Genomic DNA, 22,407 nt, shown 5'->3' on the forward strand with positions numbered 1-22,407 from the left:
ATTCGCTCGGAGAGCCATTCCAGACGCGTGAGTGGATGTGACGGCACGTTTCGCCGGGCGAACCGGGACGTACGGTGTTGACCGCGTCATGAATGCACTGTGCACGGATGCTAGCGTGATCGGGAATACCGCCAAAGGCACTGTCGTGCGGCGGAGTTGACGCAAGGGGTATCGCAGTCTCGTGGCAACCGATCTGGGAGTTCCGCCGGGTGTGCTCAAGAAGGGCGCGTCGGACATCCTCGAAACCCTGACACCGGTCAAGAAAGTGGACCTGGGAGATCAGGCCGACATGGGCGAGGACATCGGTGACGACACCGCCGCCACCGCCCTGGTCACCTTCTGCGCCACCTGGGAACTGGGCGCCGGACTCCTGTCCGACTGCGGCGCGACGCTGGCGGAGGGGCTCAACTCGGCCGACAGCGACTACGACGCGACCGACCATGCCATCCGCGACGCCGTCAACTCGGTGAAGTCGAACCTGCGTTAGACCCCGCCCCGCAGACAGGAAAAACCGCATTCATGGGAACCGACCTGGGATCGACGGACGACCCCAAGGACCTCGTCCCCGGTGACACCGGGAAGCTGACCGCCCTCGCCACCGCCCTCACCGGCTGGTCCAAGAAGTTCGACAAGGTCGGTGACGGCCTCCGCGAACTCAAGATCCCCGGCTGGACCGGTCAGGCCAGCGACGCCTTCTGGCCCACCCTCGCCAAGGAGAAGGCCAACTGGTACCTCGCCTCCGACTCCATGTCGGGTGCGGCCGGTGCCGTCACCGCGTACGCCTCCACCCTGAGCTGGGCGCAGAAGCAGGCCCTCACCGCCATCCACCAGTGGAAGTCCGGCGACCACAGCGCCGCCGAGACCACCCTCGCCGCCGCCCGCAAACAGCTCAAGCCGGAAGCGGAGAAACTGGCCAAGAAGCTCGACGAACTGGGGGGCGGCGGCTCCCACGCCCCGGGTTGGCTCGCGGACGCACGGGGGCAGGCCGAGCGGTGGTTGTGGGTGAAGGACCATGCGGCGGGCAAGACATCGCGGAACCGCTGGAAGTGGGAACAGACGCAGTGGCTGAACCAGGACGGCCAGGAGCGGCACGTCGAGAAGGAGTGGGGCCACGACGAGAACGGCAACTGGTTCGTCCGTGACAAAGCCGGGCCAGAGACCGAGGGAGATGACGCCACACCCCGTCGCGGTGGCACCAACGTCGAGGTCAAGCTGGCCGAATGGCAGGGCAACGCCGATGCCTGGTCGGCCGAGGGCAAAGGCGACTGGTCTCTCGGTGACGCCAAGACCAAGGGGTCTCTGGGTGTGTCCGCGCTGGGCGTGGACGCGACCGCCGGATCATCCTTCACCAACGGGCGACTGCAGGCTGGTGTCTCTGGATCCGCCTACCTGGCCCAGGCTTCCGCGGGTGGCGACTTCGCGTACGGCATCGTCGGCGCACAGGGCGAGGCGAAGGTATTCGCGGGCGCCGACGCCGCGGCTACCGTCGGCGTCGGTAAAGACGGTCTGCACGCCGGTGGCGAGGCGTTCGCGGGGGCCAAGGCCACGGGGTCTGTCTCAGCGGACGTCGGAGGTGTCGGCGCCGGTGTCAGCGGCGAGGCGTGGGCGGGCGTGGGTGCCTCCGCGAGCCTCGACCTGGGCATGAAGGACAACAAGTTCACCATCGGTGGTGATCTCGGGGTCGGCCTCGGGGTCGGCGGCAGGGCATCCTTCGACGTCACCGTGGACCCCAGCAAGCTGATGGACTCCATCGATGACGCGGCCGACTGGGTGGGCGACGGCTGGGACAACACCGTCGGCAGCTTGTTCTAGGGCCAGACTCGGCAAGGAAGTGGTTCATCATGGCAGGCACACTGCCGGTCCAGATCTCGTTCACCCTGCCGGACGGCTGGCAGGCCGCTCCGCCGGACGAGGTGGGCGCACCCGGCGTCGCGTTCGTCGCCCTCCATCTGGCCTCGATCGACCAGGGGTTCACGGCGAACATCACCATCGCCGGACGGATGCGCAACGACGCGGCCACCATGCGGGAGATCGCGGACGAGTCGGTACGGAGGCTTCGGGAAGCGGGCCCGGTGCAGGTGGTGAAGAAGGAGGAGATCGGCACCCCGGACATCCCCGGGTTGACGGACGCCCCCGGCGTGATCCAGAACCTCCGGTTCCGCACCACCCTGCGGGGTGAACCGCTGGAGTTGTGCCAGAGCCAGGTGTACCTGGGCCTGGAGGACGTCAACAGCCCTTCGAAGCGTGCGGTCGTCGAACTCGTACTGACCGCCACGGAGGACCAACTGCCCGATCTCGTGGACGACTTCAAGGCGTTCCTGCGGACGGTGAGGCCGCCTGGTGGGGAAGCGGCGGGGTGACCTCGGCCAAGGGTGTCCGGCTCAGGCGGAGGCCCAGGACCGTTCGGGTACGAGCTGCAGGACATCGCAGAGGAAGGCCAGCCGCTCCTCGACGGCCTGCGGCGACAGGGTGCCCGTATACCAGGTGAACAGTTCGTTCTCGCGGAACTGGAGCGGAGACTTCCGAGCCTCCGGGTACTTGAGGAGATAGGGGACCACCGCACCGCTCAGGGCGGTCCGGACGAAGTCCTCGTCCTTGGTGACCACGCGGAAGCGCTGGTCGAACTCGGGTACACCGAGGGTCGTGCTCGGGCGCCGGTCGAGCAGTGCGTTCAGTTTGCTCGGCCGGAGAATCTCGACGCTGGGCGCGGTACCGGGGGCCGTGACGACGAACACCGTCTTGATGATGGGCTTGCGCTCGGCTCCGTCGGCGCCGGTCATCGGGCTGTTGTATCGGTACTCGAAGTACGTGAAGGGGTGCCCTCGGAACTCGCCTGTGGTGTGGTGCCAGGCACTCAGATTGCTGCCCCGTCCGGGCATCGGGCCCGCGCCGCAGTATTGGTCGATGCGGCCCCGTACGCGCGCCTGGTAAGTCCATCCCCGCTCTCGGGCGAGCAGAGGGAGCCGGGAATGGTCCTCCCTGATCCTCGCGTCCTCGCGCCGACCCCGCGCGAACACCGTAATGACCAAGGCGAACATCCCCGCCACGAACGCGAACAGCAGGACGACCAGCAGAACCTGAACCCAATGCGGCATGCCCCCAGCCTAGGGGGCGCTCGGGCGGTGATCGAGTGGTGGCCGGGGGCGGTCCGGTTGTAGAGGATCGATGAAGATCGCAAACGGTGTCGAGAGGGCTGCGCGCTCGCCCGCCGTCGCACCCCGGTGTTGACCGGAGCCACCATCGGGTGACCCCTCCAACTGCCGCCGCGAACCGGTGAATAGAGGGTCGTATCAGGCGTTCAACGGGGCGTCGGGGGAGCGCGACCCCTGTGCCCGGTTGGACCGGTTGGGTAGGTTGACTAGAGTGGTAAAGGCCTTGTGAGGCACTGCTCGCTTTGCGATCGTAGGTGAGTGATCGAAGCAGTCCGCGATGTGATCCGGTCGGGGCTGTACGGGGAGAACGGGGAGGAGTGTCGTGCTTCCGGACATGGTGGGGGGCGTGTCGGCGGGCAGGGCGGCGAACCTGGAAGTCAGCGGCGAGGCGCTGGCGACATTCGTCAAGCGGGTGGACGCGGTACTGAGCCAGTTGGAGAAGTCCGCGGGCAACCCGGTGAAAGTGGGCGCCCAGTCGATCAGGGCCGCGTCCCTGGCCTCGGGCGGCGCGAAGGACTTCCCGGAGGCGCACGGCCTCTACACGCAGTACCACCGCGTGCACGCGGAACTGACGTCCTTCTCGAAGAGCCTGCACCTCCAGATCGAGGCCATCGGCATCGCCGTACAGGGCGCGCACCGCGGCTTCGACAACCTGGAGGAGGAACAGCGGCGGAGGTTCTGGTCCATCCAGCGCGAGGTCGATGACCTCGAACAGGTCCGGAAGCGCGGCAGGACCCACGGCAAGCAGGGCGCGGCACAGCACGACGACGACTCGCGTACCAGTGGGGGGCTCTGACGATGGGCGACAACCATCACAAGGCGGACCTGGACCGCGTCAACGGCCAGAACTCGCTCACCGACGTGGTGCGGACGCTGGACGACCTCCCGCCGATGGGACCCGCCAACGGCATGATCCGGGTGGCGCTCGGAACCACCACGTACGGCAGGGCGGTCGCCGGGCAGACCGATTTCGGCCACCGCGATCTTCCGCTCAACCGGATGATCGATCTGGTGGAGCAGACCGACCCGGAAGACCTCGAATCCTCCGGCAAGGCCCTCTGGGACGCGCGCGACGCCATCGCCTCGGCGGCCGAGGAACTCCGCGGCCACATCGACAAGGTCGAGTGGGTCGGTGACTCCGGCTCGGCCTTCCGGGACTGGGGCGCGGGCCTCGTCACCAACACCACCCACCTGAGCGAGTTCGCGGGCGCGGCCGGTGACCAGATCAGCGCCGCCGCGGTCGGTCTCTCGTCCGTACGCAGTGCCATGCCCGCACGGGACACCGAGGCGAACCGCAAGCGGCCGGACCACTTCACCGCCGACGAGAAGACCACGGACAAGGCCGGTTACACCGCCGCGGTGCGCGTCGAGAAGGACCGCCAAGAGGCGATCAACCAGATGAACCGGCTCGCCTCGTACTACGCGGTGTCCGAAGAGGTCCTGTCCGGGCTTCCGGCGAAGGACGCGACGCCCACGTTCACGACCATGCCGGACGTGGGGGTTCCTCCGCCCAAGGACACAGACTGGGCTCCCGGCGTGCCGCCGAGGGCAGGGGGCGGACACGGCGGCGGACCGGGTTCCGTCGCTCCACCGTCACACCACGCCCTGGCGGTCGGAAACGACGGCTCGCACACGGCGGACACCAGCGCGCCGCCGTCTCACGTCGCACTCGGCACTCCCCACCAGCCCGACGCGCCGATCCGTACGCACATCGACACGGCGGGCACCCTGCCCTCGTCCACTTCGGTCCCCGTCACCGGCCACACCCCACCCGTTGCCGGTGCCCCGGCCGCCGGTGGCGTCCAACCGCCGTTCGTGGGCGGTCCCTTGCCCACCGCGTCGTCGGGGCGTGGGCTGAACGGAGCCAAGGGCCTGAACAACGGCCCCTTGTCCGCCCGAGGTCGCGCGGGAGGTGTCGGTTCGGCCGAGGGCGGCGCGCGTGCCACGGGCCGGGCCTCCGCGAACCAGGTGGGCCGCGCCACGGCGCCGGGAGAATCCCTCTCCAGAGGCCTGGGCGCGAAGCCGGGCACCACCGGCCAGGGAGTCACCGGGGGCGCTCCGCGTCCCGGCGGAGTGGGAGCGCCGCGCGGCAACGGGCTGGCGACCGGCGCCGGCCGTTCGAACGGCGTCATCGGCGGCCGTCCCACCTCCACCACGGGCGGTCCCGGATCGCGCATTCCCCGGGGCACGGTCATCGGCCGCGAGGGCGCCCCCGGCGCCCGGCCCGCCAGTGGCCGACCCGTCCAGCGCGGTGTGCTCGGGGCGCCCGAGGGCGCGACGGGCACCGGCAGGTCGGGCACTGGCACGTCCGGGGCCGTGACCGGCAAGCCGACGTCACGCACGTCCGCCGCGAACGCCGAGCGCAAGGGCCTCACCCGTGGTGGTGCCGGTCTCGTACGAGGCCCCGGCCGCAAGGACAGGTCCAGGGACGAGGAGACCGAGGAAGGCGCGCCGCGCCCGGACTACCTGGTCGAGGACGAAGAGACGCACCTGCCCGAGAACCAGCGGCGCGACGTGCCGCCGGTGGTCAACTGAGCTTTCGACGAGGACACGGAACACGATGAAGTCATCTACCGGCCGACGGCCCCATCACGCCCTGCCGCGGACGTCGCGTCGCGTCGGAGCGGCGGGCGCGGTCCTCGGCGTCCTGGCAGCCGTGACCGTCGGCTTCGCTCCGGGTGCCTCCGCGTCCGACGCCCAGTCGAAGCAGTGGTATCTGGGACCGATGCAGGTCGAGCAGATGTGGAAGGTCAGCACCGGCAAGGGGGTCAAGGTCGCTGTCCTCGACACCGGAGTGAACGCGGACACCCCGTCCCTCAAGGGGCAGGTACTGACCGGCGAGACTCCCGCGTCCGTCGCCTACCACGCGACCCGTGACTACATGGGTCACGGAACGACGATGGCGGAACTCATCGCGGGCACGGGGGCCGACGGCGGCCTGAAGGGCATCGCCCCCGGTGCGAAGATCGTGCCCTACCGAATCCTGCTCGACAGTCTGACCGACTCCGCGGAGCGCAAGAAGACCCCCTCGGCCGAGGAGGCGATCCGCGCGGCTGCCGACACCGACGTGAAGATCATCAGCATGTCTTTCGGTGCCGTGGCGCCGACCGCGGATGAAGAAGCGGCCATCGACTACGCGGCGTCCAAGGGCAAGCTGCTGATCGCATCGGCCGGCAACAAGGGGACCTCGCCGGGCGACACCATCGGCTACCCGGCCCGCTACCCCTACGTGGTCGGAGTGGCCGCCGTCGATCAGGCCAGTACCGTCTCGAAGTTCTCCTCGTCCGGAGGCGCGGTGGACCTCGCTGCTCCCGGCCAGGGGTTCCCCGGCTGGTGCGACGACACCTTCCGCGCGTACTGCGACAACAGGAACGGTACGAGTCCCGCCGCCGCCATCACCTCCGGCTCCGCCGCCCTCATCTGGTCCGCGCACCCCGACTGGTCGGTGAACCAGGTCACGCGCGCGCTGATCGACACGGCGGGGCGGACGTGGTCGAAGAGCAACCCGAGCAAGTACCTGGGATACGGGACGATCCGCCCCCGGCTCGTGCTGGCGGACTCCCACTACGACGCGGGCGCGGCGAACGTGGACCCGCTGGGTGTGGAGAACATCGGGGATCTCCTCGCCAAGTCCGCGGGGTCGGCCGCATCCGCCAAGGGGGCGACGCCCGCCACGCCCTCCTCCTCCGCGTCAACCCCGTCACAATCCGCGCAGAAGGCTTCGACCGGCGGGACGGCCGCCGCAGGATCGAGTGCGGAGACGCGGAAGGACGACAGCGGCACCCTGTGGATCGTGCTCGGGGCCGCGGCGGCCGTGATCGTGGTCTGCGGTGCCGGATTCGCCGTCATGCGGGCACGCCGTACCGGGTGACGGGACAGCACCGGACAGACCGACCGAGAAACCGACAGAGAAGGGGCTGACATGGCTGACAAGCAGAAGCTCGAAGATGCCGCGGTAATCCAGCTGCAGAAGCAGATGTCCGAGAAGTACGAGGGCATCCGCAAGCGTGTGCACAGCCTGCAGGGCGTCATCGACGGCCTCGAAGGCCAGTGGCAGGGCATCGGCCGCGCCGCGTTCGACAAGAAGCAGTACGAGATCAACGAGTCGCTGAAGAACATCGGTGACATCCTCGGCGACGTCATCGAGGCGATGACCGCCACCCGCAACATCAAGGACAGCAAGGAGGACGAGGTCCGCTCGTCCGTCAACAAGATCGACGTCCGCGACGGCGCGAGCTCGATGCCGTCGTCCGCCCTCAGCTCCTACTGAGCGAGCGGAACCGGGCATCCGCCGCTCGGGTACGCGGCGCGGCCACCAGACATTTCAGCGAGACGAGGTAGACACGCATGGCCAACAACAACGAGGGGCTGTCCGTCACTTATGACGGACTCGACATCGCCGCCACCACCATCGGCAACGAGGCCAAGCAGCTCGAAGCGGACCTCCAGGAACTGCGCGGACTGGTGACGAAGAGCCTGCAGTACTGGGAGGGCCAGGCGCAGAACACCTTCCACGACAAGCTGCACCGCTGGGACAAGGAGGCGCAGGACATCCACCAGGCGCTGACCGGCATCGGCCAGGTCGTCCACAGCTCCGGCGGTACGTACATGGAGGGCGACAAGAAGGCCTCCAGCTACTTCCAGTAGGCCGACAGGTCCGCGGGACGGCGTAGGTCAGGAACGACGACAGGGTGGGCGCGCACGGGAGGCGCCCACCCTGTTCGTGTACTCCGGCCGTCGGCTCAACCGCTGGGCCGAGTGCACCACTTGGACGCCGAGGTCGCCTCGGTGTACTCCGTTATGGCCTTCTGCAAGGCCGCCGTGTCCACCGTTCCGTCTTCCTTCCGGATCATCGTGAACACCGCGTGCCCCTCCTTCTCCATCGCCCGGCACGGGACATGCCCGACGGCGCTCGACTCCGCGATGACGTAGTCGGGCAGTTCCTTCCTGATGCTCTTGGCCGACAGGTTGTACGTGCCGTAGGCGACGTCGTGCAGTGTCGTGTCGGAGTCCCTCTGTTCGACGATGCCGGTCACAGCGATCTTCCCGTCGATCATGACGTGGCACAGCGTGAACCCGAGGGGCCCGCTCTTCGCCGACGTGAGCTTGTCCCCGCCGGGGAGCAGCGGTTCGAGCGCGCCGGGTGACACCGGGGTACCGCACAGCGAGGAGGGAACGGCGTACTCGCGTTTCTTCGGCTTCTCCTGCGAGGAACAGGACGTCGTGGTCAGGCCGACCGCCAGGACCGCGGCGGTAGTGGCCCACAGGGCTCGGGTTCTTCTCTGGGGCATTCTCGGATTCCTGGCTAGGGGATCTCGGTCGTGAGGTCGTCGGCCATGTGTCTGCCGTTCGCCGCGGCGCTGTCGAGGCCGTCCTGGGTGCCGTCCATCGCCCAGCCGCCGACCCGGTCGGCGTCGGGCAGGTGGTGCGCCTTCGCTGCCTCGATGGCAGCCTGTTGTGCCATCAGCATGTTGGTCTTGCGGCTTCTTTCCCACAGTTGGCCCGCTTTCAGGCCGGAGTCGTCGAGGTGAGAGCCCTCGACGTCCTTGAACCACTCCCCGAGAGCGACACTCGTCGCCGTTCCCGCGGCACCGCCCGCCACCGCGCCCACGGCCGGTGAGGCGATGAAGCTGGTCCCCACTCCCACGCCGGTGCCGATGACGCCGCCCGCCACGTTCTGCCACTGGGAGACGGCGTGGTCGTAGTCGTCGTCCTGCTGCTTGGCATCACCGAGCACCGCCTCCTGGCGGCCGATGCCCAGGGTGCCCCCGATCTCCGCCGAGTGCCGGGAGATCTGCTTGACGGTGTCCTCCATGCTCGCGTGGTATCGCTGGTCCTCGGGTAGGTGAGGGTTCATGTGGTAGTCCATCAGGTTGGCCATGTACGCCTTCTGGCCGACCTCCACGGCCGCGTAGCCCTCGGGGTTCTGGCCGACGCTTATCAGGAAGCGCGAGACGTCGGCGTGGCCCAGTCGCGCCGACGCGCCCGTGACGGGGAAGAGCCGCTCGATCTCACGCCACCGGTCGGACGGCGGCTCCGGGTCCACGTCGCTGATGGCCCGGTTGATGTCGGGCAGGTACTCCGACGCCATCTGTCCCAGGCTGTCCGACATGAAGCCGCGGCCGGTGAGGCGCTCGGGGTCCTCGCTGACCGATCCGACCACCGCGGCCATCAGCCGGGCCTGCCGGTCGTTGTGCGCCGGGGTGTCCGCGGTCGGCAGTTCGCCCGCCGGGTGCCCGGTCGTGGCGGCCTCGATGGCCATCGCCAGGTTGTTCTCCCCGGTGTGGAGGCCGCCGCCCCCGAGGGTGCTCTCCTGCGGCCATTGCCGGTCCTCGAAGAGGTAGTCGAAGTTGGAGACCGCCTCCTTGTGGTCCCCGCCCTTGGGCAGATACTCCGCGTCGAGGAAGTCCGTGGCCGCGTCCGGGCTCGCGGACAGGGCTTTGAGATAGCCGTTCAGCGGGTCGGAACCACTGTCGTCGCCCATGCGGTCGAGCCAGGGCTGCATGCCCATGTGCTGCCAGGCGAGGTTGCGGTGTTCGCCGTCGCCGGTCAGCCGCCGCTCGGTGGCCATCAGGGCGGTGCCGTAACTCCTGAGGAAGTCGTCGTCGTAGTCCCCGGCCCGCATGAGGTTGCTCATGACCTGGAAGCCCATGACGCCGTAGCCCGTCTGCCCGCCCACGGGCTGGTCGCCGAGCGCGACCATGCGGCCCTTCCACTCGGTCATGGCGGCCGAGTCGCTGTGCGAGGCGGTGGCGAGCGTCAGGCTGAGATCGCGCTGCAGATCGGCGTACTGGCCTACGCGGGCCTGCCCCAGCGCCGCCGCCCGGTGCGGATCGTTGAGGCCCGCCCAGAACTCCAGGGTCTTCCCCGGACCCAGGTCGGTGGCGAAGCGCTCGGCGAACAGGGAGTCACCGAGGTGCTTCTTGAGACCCGCGTCGAGCTTGTCGAAGTCGGCCGGGGTCAGATCCTCCGGCTTCTTCCCGGCGAGGGCGGCGAGTTCGTCCGCGTCCCTGACGGCGTCGGCCGCCTCGTCCCGGTCCCGGTAGCGCGCGTCGGAGAATCCGTAGGCGGTCTGATCCACCAGCGCCGTGAGCACGGTCCTGGCCGACTCGTCGCTCTCGGTGGCCCGGCCGAGGATTCCCTGGACCTCGTCCCGCAGCGCGGTGACATCGTGCGCGCCGTGCTCCGGCGGGGTGTGTCCGGAAGCCGCACGGTCGGGGTGGACGTTCATCGTGACGGTGAACGTGCCCCTGCCGGTGTCCAGCACCGTGAGGTTCTTCTTCAGCCCCCGCTCGACGGCCCCGGCGAGCTGGGACTGGTAGCCCTTCAGCTCGCCGAGCGTGTCGCTCAGGATGGCGTGGATCGTCGTGGCCTGAGTGTGCGCGTCCTGGAACTCACCGGCCGTCCTGCCGATGAACTCACCTGTGACCTTGCTGTTCTCGCCCGCCCAGTCCGCCTTGACAGCGGCCTGGTGCAGGCTCTTCTCGGCGTCCTCCGCCAGCTCCTTCAGGCTGCGGACCATGCGTGCCCAGTCCTCGACGGCGTCGTCGAGCAGCGTGAAGTTGGCGAACCGAAGTGTGTCCAGATCCATGAGTCGGCGTCCCCGCAGTGCCTGGTGGTCAGTTGTTCTTCGGTGCGTGCGCCCCGTGGACCGGATTGTGCGCGCCCGGACCCCCGACCCGCTCGTCGAAACCGGCGTCGAGGGTGTCGATGCCGCTCATCCGGCGGGCGATGTACGCCTCGTCACCCGCGTGGATCTTCTTGGTGACCTGCATGTGGTTGGAGATCTGGGCGCACGCGTCCAGCAGGGACTTCAGCTGTGTGTCCCACTTGTCCGAGACGTGCCGCAGACCGGCTCCGAGAGCGAAGCCCTGCCGGGTCAGATCGCCCGCAGCCGCATCGACGCCGGTGTTCGACAGCCGCCCCCTGTCCCACAGCTGGTTGTACAGCGTGTGCGCCGCGCCGCCGATCTTCGTCAGGTCGGTCTGCTCGACCCTGAGGTCACCGGTCTGCGCAGGAGTCCCGGCGCCGCCACCGAGGTCGCCCGGCAACTGATCGAGGTGGATGCGCGTCCCCGCGTCCTGGCCGCGCGTGACCGCGTCCGCCTTGAGCTGTTCCCATTCATCCCACGACATGGACGACAACACTCCCCGTATGCGGCTGTCCGATGTTCGGAACCCGTCGGCTCCTGGCGTACGCAACGTAGCAAGACGGTGCCCGGCGGCGACACCCGTCCGCACTACCCGCGTCCGTCGTCAGCGGCAGCGCCCGAAGGGTCCGGTGACCGGACATCGACGGCACGTGCGCCGCCGGGTCGCTGAAGCGGCGGGCCGGGAAGCGCCACCACAGCGCCCTCCAGTCGGCGAGGTCCATGCCGCCGAGCCGGAGAGCGACCAGCACCAGGACCACGCCCCTGCCGCCCCTGTCAGTCAGACCCCTCCCCGGCGGAACCCACCTGCACCAGCGGCTTGCCCCGCCTGCGGGAGACGAAGACGCCGCGGCCCGCGGGCATCGGACGCGGCCGTACGCCGCCGAGGAGTTCCCCCTCGGCCGGGTCGCCCGCCAGCACGACGCCCTGCGCGCCGAGTTCCTTCATCCGCTGCAGGAACGGCTCGTACGAGGCGCGCCCCGCGCCCGCCGTGGAGCGGGCCAGGATGAAGCGGACGCCGACGTCCCGCGCGAACGGCAGCAGTTCGGTGATGCCGCCCAGCGGGTTGCCGCTGGACGTGGACACCAGGTCGTAGTCGTCGATGACCACGAAGACCTGCGGCCCCCGCCACCAACTGCGCTCCCTGAGCTGTTGCGCGGTCACCTCGGCGGTGGGTGTCCGGCGCTGCATCAGATCGGTCAGCGCGCTCATGTGATGGTCCATCCGGCTCGACATCGGGATGTACTCCGCGAGGTGCGAGGCAGGGGTGACGTCCAGCAGCGAGCGCCGGTTGTCCACCACGAAGAACTTCGCCTGGTCGCCGCTGTAGCGCCGGGTGAGCTGCCGCAGCAGCAGGCGCAGCAGGTTGGACTTCCCCGACTCGCTCTCGCCGAACACCAGGAAGAACGGGTCCTGCTCGAAGTCCAGGAACACCGGCTCCAGGTTGTCCTCGTCCAGCGCGAACGCGATGCCCCGCTCCGGGACACGGTCGCCCGGCGGCAGCTCCGCCGCCGCGAACGTGCGCGGCAGCAGCCGTACCGCGGGCGCGCCCGGCTCCTGCCAGTGCCGGGTGACCTCGGCGGCGAGGGCATGCGTGGCGTCCGCGAGATCGGTGTCGGAGGACAGCCCGTCGATACGCGGCACGGCCGCCATGAAGTGCTGCTTCTGGGGGGTCTGACCCCGCCCCGGCACACCGGCCGGGACATTGGCCGCGACCTTGCGGTCGATCTCGGAGTCCATCGGGTCACCGAGCCGCAGCTCCAGCCGGTTCATCAGATGGTCCTTGAGGTTGGCGCGGACCTCCATCGAGCGGGACGCGGTGAGGACCACGTGGATGCCGTACCCCAGGCCGCGCGCGGCGATGTCCAGGACCAGCGGCTCCAACGCCTCGTAGTCCGTACGGAAGTTGCCCCAGCCGTCGATGACGAGGAACACGTCGCCCCACGGCTGGTCCGTCACGGAGATGTCGCCCCGCGCCCGCCGGGAGCGGAACTCCGCGATCGAGGAGATGCCCGCCGAACGGAAGTACTCCTCACGCCGGTTCATCACCCCGTACACCTCGGCCGCCGTGCGCCGGACCTTCTCCGGATCCAGCCGGGAGGCGACGCCGCCCACGTGCGGCAGCCCCGCGACCGCCGCCATGCCGCCACCGCCGAAGTCCAGCCCGTAGAACTGCACTTCGCGCGGGGTGTGGGTGAGTGCGAACGACGAGATCAGCGACCGCAGCAGCGTGGACTTCCCGGACTGCGGGCCGCCGACGATCTGCATATGACCGGCCGCCCCGCCGAAATCGACCCACAGCGGGTCACGGCGCTGCTCGTACGGCTTGTCGATGAGGCCGACCGGGACGACGAGCCGCCCGGCGCCCTCGTAGCCGGGCTGGGTCATGCCCCGCCCGGACACCGGGGCCAGCCCCGGCAGCAGCGCGTCGAGCGAGGGCGGGCTGTCCAGCGGCGGCAGCCACACCTGGTGCGCGGCCGGTCCCTGGGCCTCCAGCCGCCGCACGATGACGTCCAGCACGGTGTCCGCGAGCGCGTCGTCCTTGCGTTCCTCGTCCGCCTCCGCGCGCTGCCGGGGGACCGCCGCGTACCGCACCGGCACCTCCGCCGCCGTGAACAGCACCGGCCTGCGGTCCACGGGCAGCGGGCCGCCGAGCACCGCCCGGCCCGGCCCGGTCCGGTACGCCCCCGAGACGTACGCCGCCTTGAAGCGGACCATCTCGTCCGTGCCGTACTTCAGGAAGCCGGAGCCGGGCACGTTCGGCAGCTCGTAGGCGTCCGGCACGCCGAGCGCGGCGCGGGACTCGGCGGCCGAGAAGGTGCGCAGACCGATCCGGTACGACAGATAGGTCTCCAGGCCGCGCAGCCGCCCCTCCTCCAGCCGCTGCGAGGCCAGCAGCAGGTGCACGCCGAGCGACCGGCCGATGCGGCCGATCTGTACGAACATCTCGATGAAGTCGGGCTTGGCGGTGAGCAGTTCGCTGAACTCGTCGATCACCAGGACGAGCGACGGGATGGGCTGCAGCGGGGCGCCCGCCGCGCGCGCCTTCTCGTAGTCGTGGATGTTCGCGTAGTTGCCCGCGTCGCGCAGCATCTGCTGGCGGCGGTTCAGCTCGCCCCGGATCGAGTCGCCCATGCGATCGACCAGGGTCAGGTCGTCGGCCAGGTTGGTGATGACGGCCGCGACGTGCGGCATCTGCGCCATCCCGGCGAAGGTGGCACCGCCCTTGAAGTCCGCGAGGACGAAGTTCAGCGTCTCCGAGGAGTGCGTCACGGCGAGGCCGAGGACCAGCGTGCGCAGCAGCTCCGACTTGCCGGAACCGGTCGCGCCGACACACAGACCGTGCGGGCCCATGCCCTCCTGCGCGGCCTCCTTCAGGTCGAGCATGACCGGGCGGCCGTCCTCGCCCAGTCCGATCGGCACCCGCAGCCGCTCGGACTGCGAGCGCGGACGCCAGGTGCGCTTCGGATCGACCGAGGCGGCGTCCCCCAGATTCAGCAGATCGGTGAACTCCAGGTTGGCGAGCAGCGGTTCGCCGTCGTCACCGCCGGACGCCATGCGCAGCGGCGCCAGCTGGCGGGCGAGCGCCTCCGCGGCCTCGTACGACAGCACGTCCGGTGTGCCCTCGTAGACCATGCCGTGCCCCGACTCCAGGCTCAGCAGATCGGGGCGTACGACGACGGAGAGGTCACCGCGGCCCGTGGTGAGGTCGCCGGGGACGACCTCCAGGACGGTCACGCCCTGCACACCCTCGGGACCGGCCAGCAGAGAGGAGGGCGGCAGGGAGACGCCGTCCAGCACGACCACCAGATGCGGCTGTTCGGGGACCGGCGGCCCGTCGGGGTGGAAACGCGGACGGCCCTGGAGCCGGGCGGCGAGCCGCTCCTCCAACTCGGCCGGGTCGGTGGTGATGAGGCGCACGCTCCCGGCGCCGTCGGCGAGCCCCGGTGCCTGCGCGTGCGGCAGCCACTTGGCCCACTCCCACTCGCCCGCCGTCGCCCGCCCGGTGGCGACCGCGATCACCAGATCCTCGGGCGAGTGCAGCGCGGCCAGCGACGCGGTCACGGCACGCGCCGTGCCCCGCACGGTGCCGGGCTCACCGCTGACCGTCACGTGGTAGAAGGCACGCAGCGAGATCGCCATCGGCAGCGCGTCGAGCGTCGCGTGGACGGCCAGGAAACGCTGCATGGCACCCGCCGTCAACGGCTCCAGCTCGTCCACCGGAGCGGTTTGCGGAGGGATCAGCGCGGTGGCCAGCGCCTGCGCGCCGAGGCCCACCCGCGCCTGCCCGAAGTCCTCGTCACCGGTGCGTCTTTCCCACACCCGGCTGCCCTCGGCGACCAGCGCCCACAGTTGCTCGGGCGAAGGGTGCAGGTAGAACTGGGCGTCGCGCTGGGCCCGCGCGGTCTCCAGGACCGAGCGCCGGGTCTGCGAGAGATAGCGCAGGTAGTCGCGGCGCATGTCGGCGAGCTGGCCCTGGCTGCCGCGCCGGTAGCGCACGAGCATCGAGATGCCCATCGCGATCGTCGAGGCCACCATCACCAGGCCCATGATCTTCATGAAGGGCTGGGCCTGCGGGCTGAAGAAGAAGACGACCGACCCGCCCATGCCGAGCATGGGCAGAAGCTGCATCAGAGCGCCCTCCTGCTGCCCGCGCGGCAGCTCCGGCGGTGACTGCAGAACGACGTCGTCCGTGGGCACTTCCTTCGGCAGCGCCCGAGGCGGGCGCTTGACGACGATGTGGCTCACTACGCACCAATTCCCTTGCCGGACCGAGGTGATTCGTCCGCCGCCCCGTGTCAGGCGAACGTCGATCGCGAACCGCGATCCTACTGACAACGGGCCACCGCGGCGGGCGGTAGGGTGCGGGTGAGTAACCGTGAGCAGTTGCGAACACTTCCGGGAAAACCTGGGCAATCCGCAGCACCGCGCGGCGGGCGCCCTTCGAACGGAAGCGGCCGTGCCCGACCCGCCCGCAGGGGCGGCGCACAGCACGGGCGCGACTCTCACAGCATCTTCACGGGTGGACGGGTGCGCGGCCGGGCTCCGGACCGACGCACCACCGACGAGGGGGAACAGCAGGTGAGCATGACGGCCTCCGCGCCGGCCGGCGCGCCCGGCGGACCGGGCACCGGGGTCCCGTCCGCCGCGAGCACGGGCATCGGCTTCTGCCGGGTCACCATCGTGGCGCCCGACAGCCGCATCGACGTGGCCCTGCCCGACGACGTACCGGTCGCCGATCTCTACCCCGAGATCCTGCGCCTGTCGCGGCAGAGCCCCGAGGAGGGCGCCCCGGTCGGCTACCACCTCGTACGCCGCGACGGCACCGTCCTCGACGGCGCCCGGTCGTTCACCGCGCAGCGCATCCTGGAGGGTGAGCTGCTCACGCTGCGTCCCTTCGCCGAGTCACTGCCGCCCGCCGTCCTCGACGACGTCTCCGAGGCGGTGGCCTCCGCCGTCACCCGCGACCGCACGCTGTGGAGCGGTGACCTCACCCGTGCCGCCGGGCTCGTCGCGGGCGGCATCCTGCCCGCACTCCTCGCGTTCGTGGCCTGGAGCTCCCAGGTCCGCCACGACATGCACGGACTCCAGGGCGTCGTCGCCGCCGTCACCGGCGTCGTGCTGATCGCCGTCGCCTGCGTCCGCGCCCGTGTCTACGACGACCGGGGCTCCGCGATCGCCCTCGGCCTCGGCGCCCTGCCCAACGCCGCCGTCGCGGGCTCCGGGGCGCTGTCACTCTCGTCCGGCGAGGGCGTCGGGCGGCTCCAGTTCGTGCTGGCCTGTGCCGCCGTCCTGCTGGCCGCGCTCGTCCTGACCCTCGTCTCGCCCGGCGGTGACGGGCCGTTCGTCGCCTTCCTGTTCGCCTCCGCCGTCGGTCTTGTCACCACCTTCGTCGCGGTCCTCACCGACCTGCGGCCCATCGAGACGGCCGCGATCTGCGCCCCGCTGTCCGTCGTCGCGCTGGCCTTCCTGCCGGGCCTGTCCATGCGCTTCGCCCGGCTGCCCATCGGCTTCGAACCGCCCAACCCCTCCCGCGGCGGCTACGGCTCCTCCGGCGACCGCCACGACGCGGGCGCGGGACAGGAGGCGGTGGACACCGAGCGCGTCGCGGCCCAGGCCCGGCGCGGCCACGAACTCCTGGTCGGACTCGTCGGCGGCTGCGCCCTCGTCGCCGTCGGCGCGTCCATCGTGCTCGGCTTCTCCGCCAATGTCTGGGCCCAGCTGCTGGCTCTCGCCACCGGCGTCGCGATGCTGATGCGGGCCCACCTGTTCCGCTACACCGCACAGGTCGGCGCGACCCTCGCCGCCGGACTCGGCGCCGTCGTATTCCTCGGCATCGGCCTCGCCCTGCACCCGCCGCACGACTACCTGGTCAGCGCCCTCCGGGGCGACACCGCGGCGCTCGACATCCGCAGCGTGTGGCTCGCCGCCGCGGTCGGCGCCGCCGCGGCCCTGGTCACCGCGATCGGCCTCATCACCCCCCGGCGCGGTGTCACCCCGTTCTGGGGCCGCTTCCTGGAGATCGCCGAGAGCTTCGTCCTGCTCACCCTGATCCCGCTCGCCCTGGCCGTTTTCGACGTGTACGCCCGTGCCCGTGCCATGACCAGCTAGGGCCGCGACATAGCGGAAACGCGAAAAGGGGCGGCCCCCGCAAAGGCGCCGCCCCTCCCCACCCCCACCTACACGTCCAACCCCCCGTTGTGCGCCATCGGCTTCAGATCGAACTCCCCGTCCCGCGCCCCCAGCACGAACGCCCGCCACTCCGCCTCCGTGTAGCGCAGCACCGTGTCCGGGTCGAGGGAGGAGCGCATGGCGACCGCGCCCTCGGGGAGGTAGGCGATCTCGACGCGCTCCTCCTCCTCCTCGGTGCCCGGTGCGCAGTGCCACTCCACGCCGGAGATGTCGAGCGCGTACAGCTCGTCCCGCTCCCGGTCCTTGCGTGCCTTCAGCTCCGCTTCCGTCTCCGTCATAGCGACGCGACCCCTTCCCGGCCTACCGACGTAACTCCACGACACCGGCGGACCTGCCCGCCGCGACGCTCACCCTAGGGCCTGTCCGGCACCCGGCAAGGGTGTCCACCGGCCCCGGTGAGGGGCCCCGCCGCGGCCTGGTATCCTGAGTGACGGCCGTTCGTGTACGCGCCCCCAGGACCCTCCCCGGAGGATCAGGAGGCCGCGGACCGGCGAGCCCCGCCTCCAGAGTCGTGGAAGCTCCCCCGAGACGCAGACCGGGGGCACTCGGAGGCCAGTCGCAGACTATGAGGAGTTAGCGTGTCGCTCGACGCCGCCACGAAGAAGCAGATCATCTCCGAGTTCGGTACCAAGGAGGGCGACACCGGCTCCCCCGAGGTCCAGGTCGCCCTGCTGTCCCGTCGGATCTCCGACCTGACCGGGCACCTCAAGGCCCACAAGCACGACCACCACTCCCGTCGTGGTCTGCTCATCCTCGTCGGCCAGCGCCGCCGCCTGCTGCAGTACCTGGCGAAGAAGGACATCCAGCGCTTCCGTGCGCTGGTGGACCGCCTGGGCATCCGCCGCGGTGCCGCGGGCGCCAAGTAGGTCGCCGTGAGGGGAGCGGTTCCCGGCAGGACTCCGGGACCGCTCCCTTCGCCGTATGCGGGAACCCGGTACGCCGACCCCGCACACGGACACCCCCGCCGCGACGGCGGAAACGTGCGGACTGTCAGGCACGCTTTGTAGTGTGGTGACACAAGACGCACCACGCAGGACGCAGGACGCAGGACAAGCACCACGTACGACACGCACCACGTACGGCTCGCACCACGCGGTCCGTACGACACGCACCACGTACGGCGCACGACACAGAACGAGGGGAAGCGCACCTCGCCGCCGCCGGTCCTCGGTAGTGGCTCCCGGACACGCATCGCTCCGGGTGCTTCGATCGAAGACCGGCCCGCACCGCCCGGCGCGCTTCTCCGTACCGTTCCACCGCCACACGGGCGGACCGGGACGAAAGACGACAAAGTAACGGAGATATCGCTAGTGGAGAACGAGACCCACTACGCCGAGGCCGTCATCGACAACGGCGCCTTCGGCACCCGCACCATCCGCTTCGAGACCGGCCGCATCGCCAAGCAGGCCGCCGGTAGCGCCGTGGCCTACCTGGACGACGACACGATGGTGCTGTCGGCCACCACCGCCTCGAAGAACCCCAAGGACCAGCTCGACTTCTTCCCCCTCACGGTGGACGTCGAGGAGCGGATGTACGCCGCCGGAAAGATCCCCGGCAGCTTCTTCCGCCGTGAGGGCCGTCCCTCCGAGGACGCCATCCTCACCTGCCGCCTGATCGACCGCCCGCTGCGCCCGTCCTTCAAGAAGGGCCTGCGCAACGAGATCCAGGTCGTCTGCACGGTCATGGCCCTCAACCCCGACCACCTGTACGACGTCGTGGCGATCAACGCCGCGTCCGCGTCCACGCAGCTCGCGGGTCTGCCCTTCTCCGGCCCGATCGGCGGCGTCCGCGTCGCGCTGATCCGCGGCCAGTGGGTCGCCTTCCCCACCCACTCCGAGCTGGAGGACGCCGTCTTCGACATGGTCGTCGCCGGCCGTGTGCTGGAGGACGGCGACGTCGCGATCATGATGGTCGAGGCCGAGGCCACCGACAAGACCGTCGCGATGGTCGAGGGCGGTGCCGAGGCGCCGACCGAGGAGATCGTCGCCGCCGGTCTGGAGGCCGCGAAGCCCTTCATCAAGGTCCTGTGCCGCGCGCAGGCCGACCTCGCCGCCAAGGCCGCCAAGCCGACCGGCGAGTTCCCGATCTTCCTGGACCACCAGGACGACGTCCTCGACGCCCTCACGGCCGCCGTCCGCCCCGAGCTGGCCCAGGCGCTCACCATCGCCGGGAAGCAGGAGCGCGAGGCCGAGCTGGACCGCGTCAAGGCGCTCGCCGCCGAGAAGCTCCTCCCGGAGTTCGAGGGCCGCGAGAAGGAGATCTCCGCCGCCTACCGCACCTTGACCAAGAAGCTCGTCCGCGAGCGCGTGATCAAGGAGAAGAAGCGCATCGACGGCCGCGGTGTCACCGACATCCGTACCCTGGCCGCCGAGGTCGAGGCCATCCCGCGCGTGCACGGCTCCGCCCTGTTCGAGCGCGGCGAGACCCAGATCCTGGGCGTCACCACGCTGAACATGCTGCGCATGGAGCAGCAGCTCGACACCCTCTCCCCGGTGACGCGCAAGCGCTACATGCACAACTACAACTTCCCGCCGTACTCCACCGGCGAGACCGGCCGCGTCGGCTCCCCGAAGCGCCGCGAGATCGGCCACGGCGCCCTCGCCGAGCGCGCCCTCGTGCCGGTGCTTCCCACCCGCGAGGAGTTCCCCTACGCGATCCGCCAGGTGTCCGAGGCCCTCGGCTCCAACGGCTCGACGTCGATGGGCTCGGTCTGCGCCTCCACCATGTCGCTGCTGAACGCCGGTGTGCCGCTCAAGGCCCCCGTCGCCGGTATCGCGATGGGCCTGATCTCCCAGGAGATCGACGGTGAGACGCACTACGTCACCCTCACCGACATCCTCGGTGCCGAGGACGCCTTCGGCGACATGGACTTCAAGGTCGCCGGCACCAAGGACTTCGTCACCGCCCTCCAGCTCGACACCAAGCTGGACGGCATCCCCGCCTCCGTCCTGGCCGCCGCCCTCAAGCAGGCCCGCGACGCCCGTCTCCACATCCTCGACGTGATGATGGAGGCCATCGACCGGCCCGACGAGATGAGCCCGCACGCCCCGCGGATCATCACCGTCAAGATCCCGGTGGACAAGATCGGTGAGGTCATCGGCCCGAAGGGCAAGATGATCAACCAGATCCAGGAGGACACCGGCGCCGAGATCACGATCGAGGACGACGGAACGATCTACATCGGTGCGGCCGACGGTCCCTCCGCCGAGGCGGCCCGCACCACGATCAACGGCATCGCCAACCCGACGATGCCCGAGGTCGGCGAGCGCTACCTGGGTACGGTCGTCAAGACCACCACCTTCGGCGCGTTCGTCTCGCTGCTGCCCGGCAAGGACGGACTGCTGCACATCTCGCAGATCCGCAAGCTCGCCGGCGGCAAGCGCGTGGAGAACGTCGAGGACGTCCTCGGAGTGGGCCAGAAGGTCCAGGTCGAGATCGCCGAGATCGACTCGCGCGGCAAGCTCTCCCTCGTGCCCGTCGTCGAGGGCGAGGACGGCGACGACACCAAGAAGGACGACGCCGACCAGTGACGTCCCCCAGTTCCAAGGCGACGGCCCGCACCTCCTCCGAGGCGCGGGCCGTCGGCCGTACCCGAACCCTCCTCCCGGCCGGAACCACCACCGGCACCGGCGCGGTCCGCCGCACCACCCTCCCGGGCGGTCTGCGCGTCGTCACCGAGACCGTGCCCTCCGTGCGCTCCGCCACCTTCGGCATCTGGGCGCACGTCGGCTCCCGCGACGAGACCCCCGCCCTCAACGGCGCCACCCACTACCTGGAGCACCTCCTCTTCAAGGGCACCCGCACCCGCAGCGCCCTCGACATCTCCGCCGCCATCGACGCGGTCGGCGGCGAGATGAACGCGTTCACGGCCAAGGAGTACACGTGCTACTACGCACGCGTCCTCGACACCGACCTGCCGCTCGCCATCGACGTGGTCTGCGACATGCTCACCGGCTCGCTGATCCGCGCCGAGGACGTGGACGTGGAACGCGGCGCGATCCTCGAAGAGATCGCCATGACCGAGGACGACCCCGGCGACTGCGTGCACGACCTGTTCGCGCACACCATGTTCGGCGACAACGCCCTCGGCCGCCCGGTCCTCGGCACCGTGGACACCGTCAACGCCCTCACCGCCGACCGCATCCGCCGCTTCTACCGCAAGCACTACGACCCCACCCACCTCGTGGTCGCCTGCGCCGGGAACGTGGACCACGACACGGTCGTACGACAGGTGCACGCGGCCTTCGCGGGAGCGGGCCTCCTCGGCGACGGGAACGCCGAACCCATCGCTCCCCGCGGCGGCCGCCGCACCCTCCGCGCCGCGGGCAGACTCGAACTGCTCAACCGCAGGACCGAGCAGGCGCACGTGGTCCTCGGCATGCCCGGCCTCGCCCGCACCGACGAACGCCGCTGGGCGCTCGGCGTGCTCAACACCGCCCTCGGCGGCGGCATGTCCTCCCGCCTCTTCCAGGAGGTCCGGGAGAAGCGCGGCCTCGCCTACAGCGTGTACTCCTACACCTCGGGCTTCGCCGACTGCGGCCTGTTCGGCGTCTACGCCGGGTGCCGCCCCAGCCAGGTCCACGACGTGCTGCGGATCTGCCGCGACGAACTCGACCAGGTCGCGGCCCAGGGCCTCACCGACGACGAGATCGCCCGCGCCGTCGGCCAGCTCCGCGGCTCCGCGGTCCTGGGCCTGGAGGACACCGGCGCCCTGATGAACCGCATCGGCAAGAGCGAGCTGTGCTGGGGCGAGCAGATGTCCGTGGACGACATGCTCACCCGGATCGCGGCCGTCACCCCGGACGAGGTCCGCTCCGTCGCCCGCGACATCCTCGGACAGCGCCCGTCGCTGTCGGTCATCGGCCCGCTCAAGGACAAGCAGGCGGCGCGGCTGCACGACGCCGTCGCCTGACA

18 protein-coding genes are annotated in these 22,407 nt (G+C 70.2%); 12 read left to right on the forward strand and 6 right to left on the reverse strand.

The features are described 5' to 3' along the window. The first annotated feature begins 181 nt into the window (after positions 1–181). From KUM39_RS04200 to KUM39_RS04210, 3 genes are read left to right on the forward strand one after another with little or no spacing between them, the layout of a single operon-like run. A complete protein-coding gene (locus KUM39_RS04200; RefSeq protein WP_217783977.1) occupies positions 182–487 on the forward strand; it encodes a hypothetical protein in 306 nt (101 codons plus the stop codon). A gap of 32 nt (positions 488–519) precedes the next feature. Further along, positions 520–1,812, forward strand: coding sequence for a putative T7SS-secreted protein (locus tag KUM39_RS04205; protein WP_217783978.1), 1,293 nt, complete (start codon positions 520–522; stop codon positions 1,810–1,812). A 29-nt stretch (positions 1,813–1,841) separates the two neighbouring features. Then, positions 1,842–2,360, forward strand: coding sequence for a hypothetical protein (locus tag KUM39_RS04210; protein WP_217783979.1), 519 nt, complete (start codon positions 1,842–1,844; stop codon positions 2,358–2,360). A gap of 21 nt (positions 2,361–2,381) precedes the next feature. Here KUM39_RS04210 and KUM39_RS04215 read toward each other — a convergent pair whose 3' ends face one another. Continuing rightward, positions 2,382–3,095: a hypothetical protein gene (locus tag KUM39_RS04215; RefSeq protein ID WP_217783980.1), complete on the reverse strand. Its 714-nt coding sequence runs from the start codon at positions 3,093–3,095 to the stop codon at positions 2,382–2,384. Positions 3,096–3,474: 379 nt separating this feature from the next. Here KUM39_RS04215 and KUM39_RS04220 point away from each other — a divergent pair, with 379 nt between their 5' ends. The 5 genes from KUM39_RS04220 (at position 3,475) to KUM39_RS04240 (ending at position 7,799) form a co-directional block, all read left to right on the forward strand. Beyond that, complete coding sequence (locus tag KUM39_RS04220; protein ID WP_217783981.1) at positions 3,475–3,948, forward strand: DUF2563 family protein; 474 nt, start codon at positions 3,475–3,477, stop codon at positions 3,946–3,948. Between the two features lie 2 nt (positions 3,949–3,950). Further along, on the forward strand, positions 3,951–5,687 hold the full coding sequence (locus tag KUM39_RS04225; protein WP_217783982.1) for a hypothetical protein: 1,737 nt from the start codon (positions 3,951–3,953) through the stop codon (positions 5,685–5,687). Between the two features lie 25 nt (positions 5,688–5,712). Further along, positions 5,713–7,023 (forward strand): S8 family serine peptidase, encoded by a 1,311-nt coding sequence (locus KUM39_RS04230; RefSeq protein WP_217783983.1) that lies wholly within the window; start codon positions 5,713–5,715, stop codon positions 7,021–7,023. A 51-nt stretch (positions 7,024–7,074) separates the two neighbouring features. Beyond that, complete coding sequence (locus tag KUM39_RS04235; protein ID WP_217783984.1) at positions 7,075–7,422, forward strand: WXG100 family type VII secretion target; 348 nt, start codon at positions 7,075–7,077, stop codon at positions 7,420–7,422. Positions 7,423–7,499: 77 nt separating this feature from the next. After that, positions 7,500–7,799 (forward strand): WXG100 family type VII secretion target, encoded by a 300-nt coding sequence (locus tag KUM39_RS04240; RefSeq protein ID WP_217783985.1) that lies wholly within the window; start codon positions 7,500–7,502, stop codon positions 7,797–7,799. Positions 7,800–7,894: 95 nt separating this feature from the next. On the opposite strand, the gene KUM39_RS04245 is transcribed toward KUM39_RS04240, so the two are convergent. The 4 genes from KUM39_RS04245 to eccCa form a co-directional block, all read right to left on the reverse strand. Continuing rightward, positions 7,895–8,443 (reverse strand): hypothetical protein, encoded by a 549-nt coding sequence (locus KUM39_RS04245; RefSeq protein WP_217783986.1) that lies wholly within the window; start codon positions 8,441–8,443, stop codon positions 7,895–7,897. Between the two features lie 14 nt (positions 8,444–8,457). Next, entirely contained in the window at positions 8,458–10,743 is a 2,286-nt protein-coding gene (locus tag KUM39_RS04250) for a DUF6571 family protein (protein ID WP_217783987.1), read from the reverse strand. 28 nt (positions 10,744–10,771) lie between these two features. After that, entirely contained in the window at positions 10,772–11,287 is a 516-nt protein-coding gene (locus KUM39_RS04255; protein ID WP_217783988.1) for a hypothetical protein, read from the reverse strand. A gap of 290 nt (positions 11,288–11,577) precedes the next feature. Further along, positions 11,578–15,549 (reverse strand): type VII secretion protein EccCa, encoded by a 3,972-nt coding sequence (eccCa, locus tag KUM39_RS04260; RefSeq protein WP_217783989.1) that lies wholly within the window; start codon positions 15,547–15,549, stop codon positions 11,578–11,580. Between the two features lie 339 nt (positions 15,550–15,888). Between eccCa and eccD the strand changes: the two genes are divergently transcribed. Beyond that, positions 15,889–17,412: a type VII secretion integral membrane protein EccD gene (gene eccD, locus KUM39_RS04265; protein ID WP_217783990.1), complete on the forward strand. Its 1,524-nt coding sequence runs from the start codon at positions 15,889–15,891 to the stop codon at positions 17,410–17,412. Between the two features lie 68 nt (positions 17,413–17,480). Here eccD and KUM39_RS04270 read toward each other — a convergent pair whose 3' ends face one another. Next, a complete protein-coding gene (locus KUM39_RS04270; RefSeq protein WP_217783991.1) occupies positions 17,481–17,771 on the reverse strand; it encodes a DUF397 domain-containing protein in 291 nt (96 codons plus the stop codon). 300 nt (positions 17,772–18,071) lie between these two features. Here KUM39_RS04270 and rpsO point away from each other — a divergent pair, with 300 nt between their 5' ends. From rpsO to KUM39_RS04285, 3 genes are all read left to right on the forward strand, one after another. Further along, entirely contained in the window at positions 18,072–18,359 is a 288-nt protein-coding gene (gene rpsO, locus KUM39_RS04275; RefSeq protein WP_217783992.1) for a 30S ribosomal protein S15, read from the forward strand. Positions 18,360–18,803: 444 nt separating this feature from the next. After that, positions 18,804–21,023, forward strand: a complete 2,220-nt coding sequence (locus KUM39_RS04280; RefSeq protein ID WP_217783993.1) for a polyribonucleotide nucleotidyltransferase — start codon at positions 18,804–18,806, stop codon at positions 21,021–21,023. After that, positions 21,020–22,405: a M16 family metallopeptidase gene (locus tag KUM39_RS04285; RefSeq protein WP_217783994.1), complete on the forward strand. Its 1,386-nt coding sequence runs from the start codon at positions 21,020–21,022 to the stop codon at positions 22,403–22,405. The genes KUM39_RS04280 and KUM39_RS04285 overlap by 4 nt, the downstream gene beginning before the upstream one ends. Positions 22,406–22,407 lie beyond the last annotated feature (2 nt).

It is taken from the genome of Streptomyces corallincola, assembly GCF_019104725.1.
GTDB lineage: Bacteria > Actinomycetota > Actinomycetes > Streptomycetales > Streptomycetaceae > Streptomyces > Streptomyces corallincola.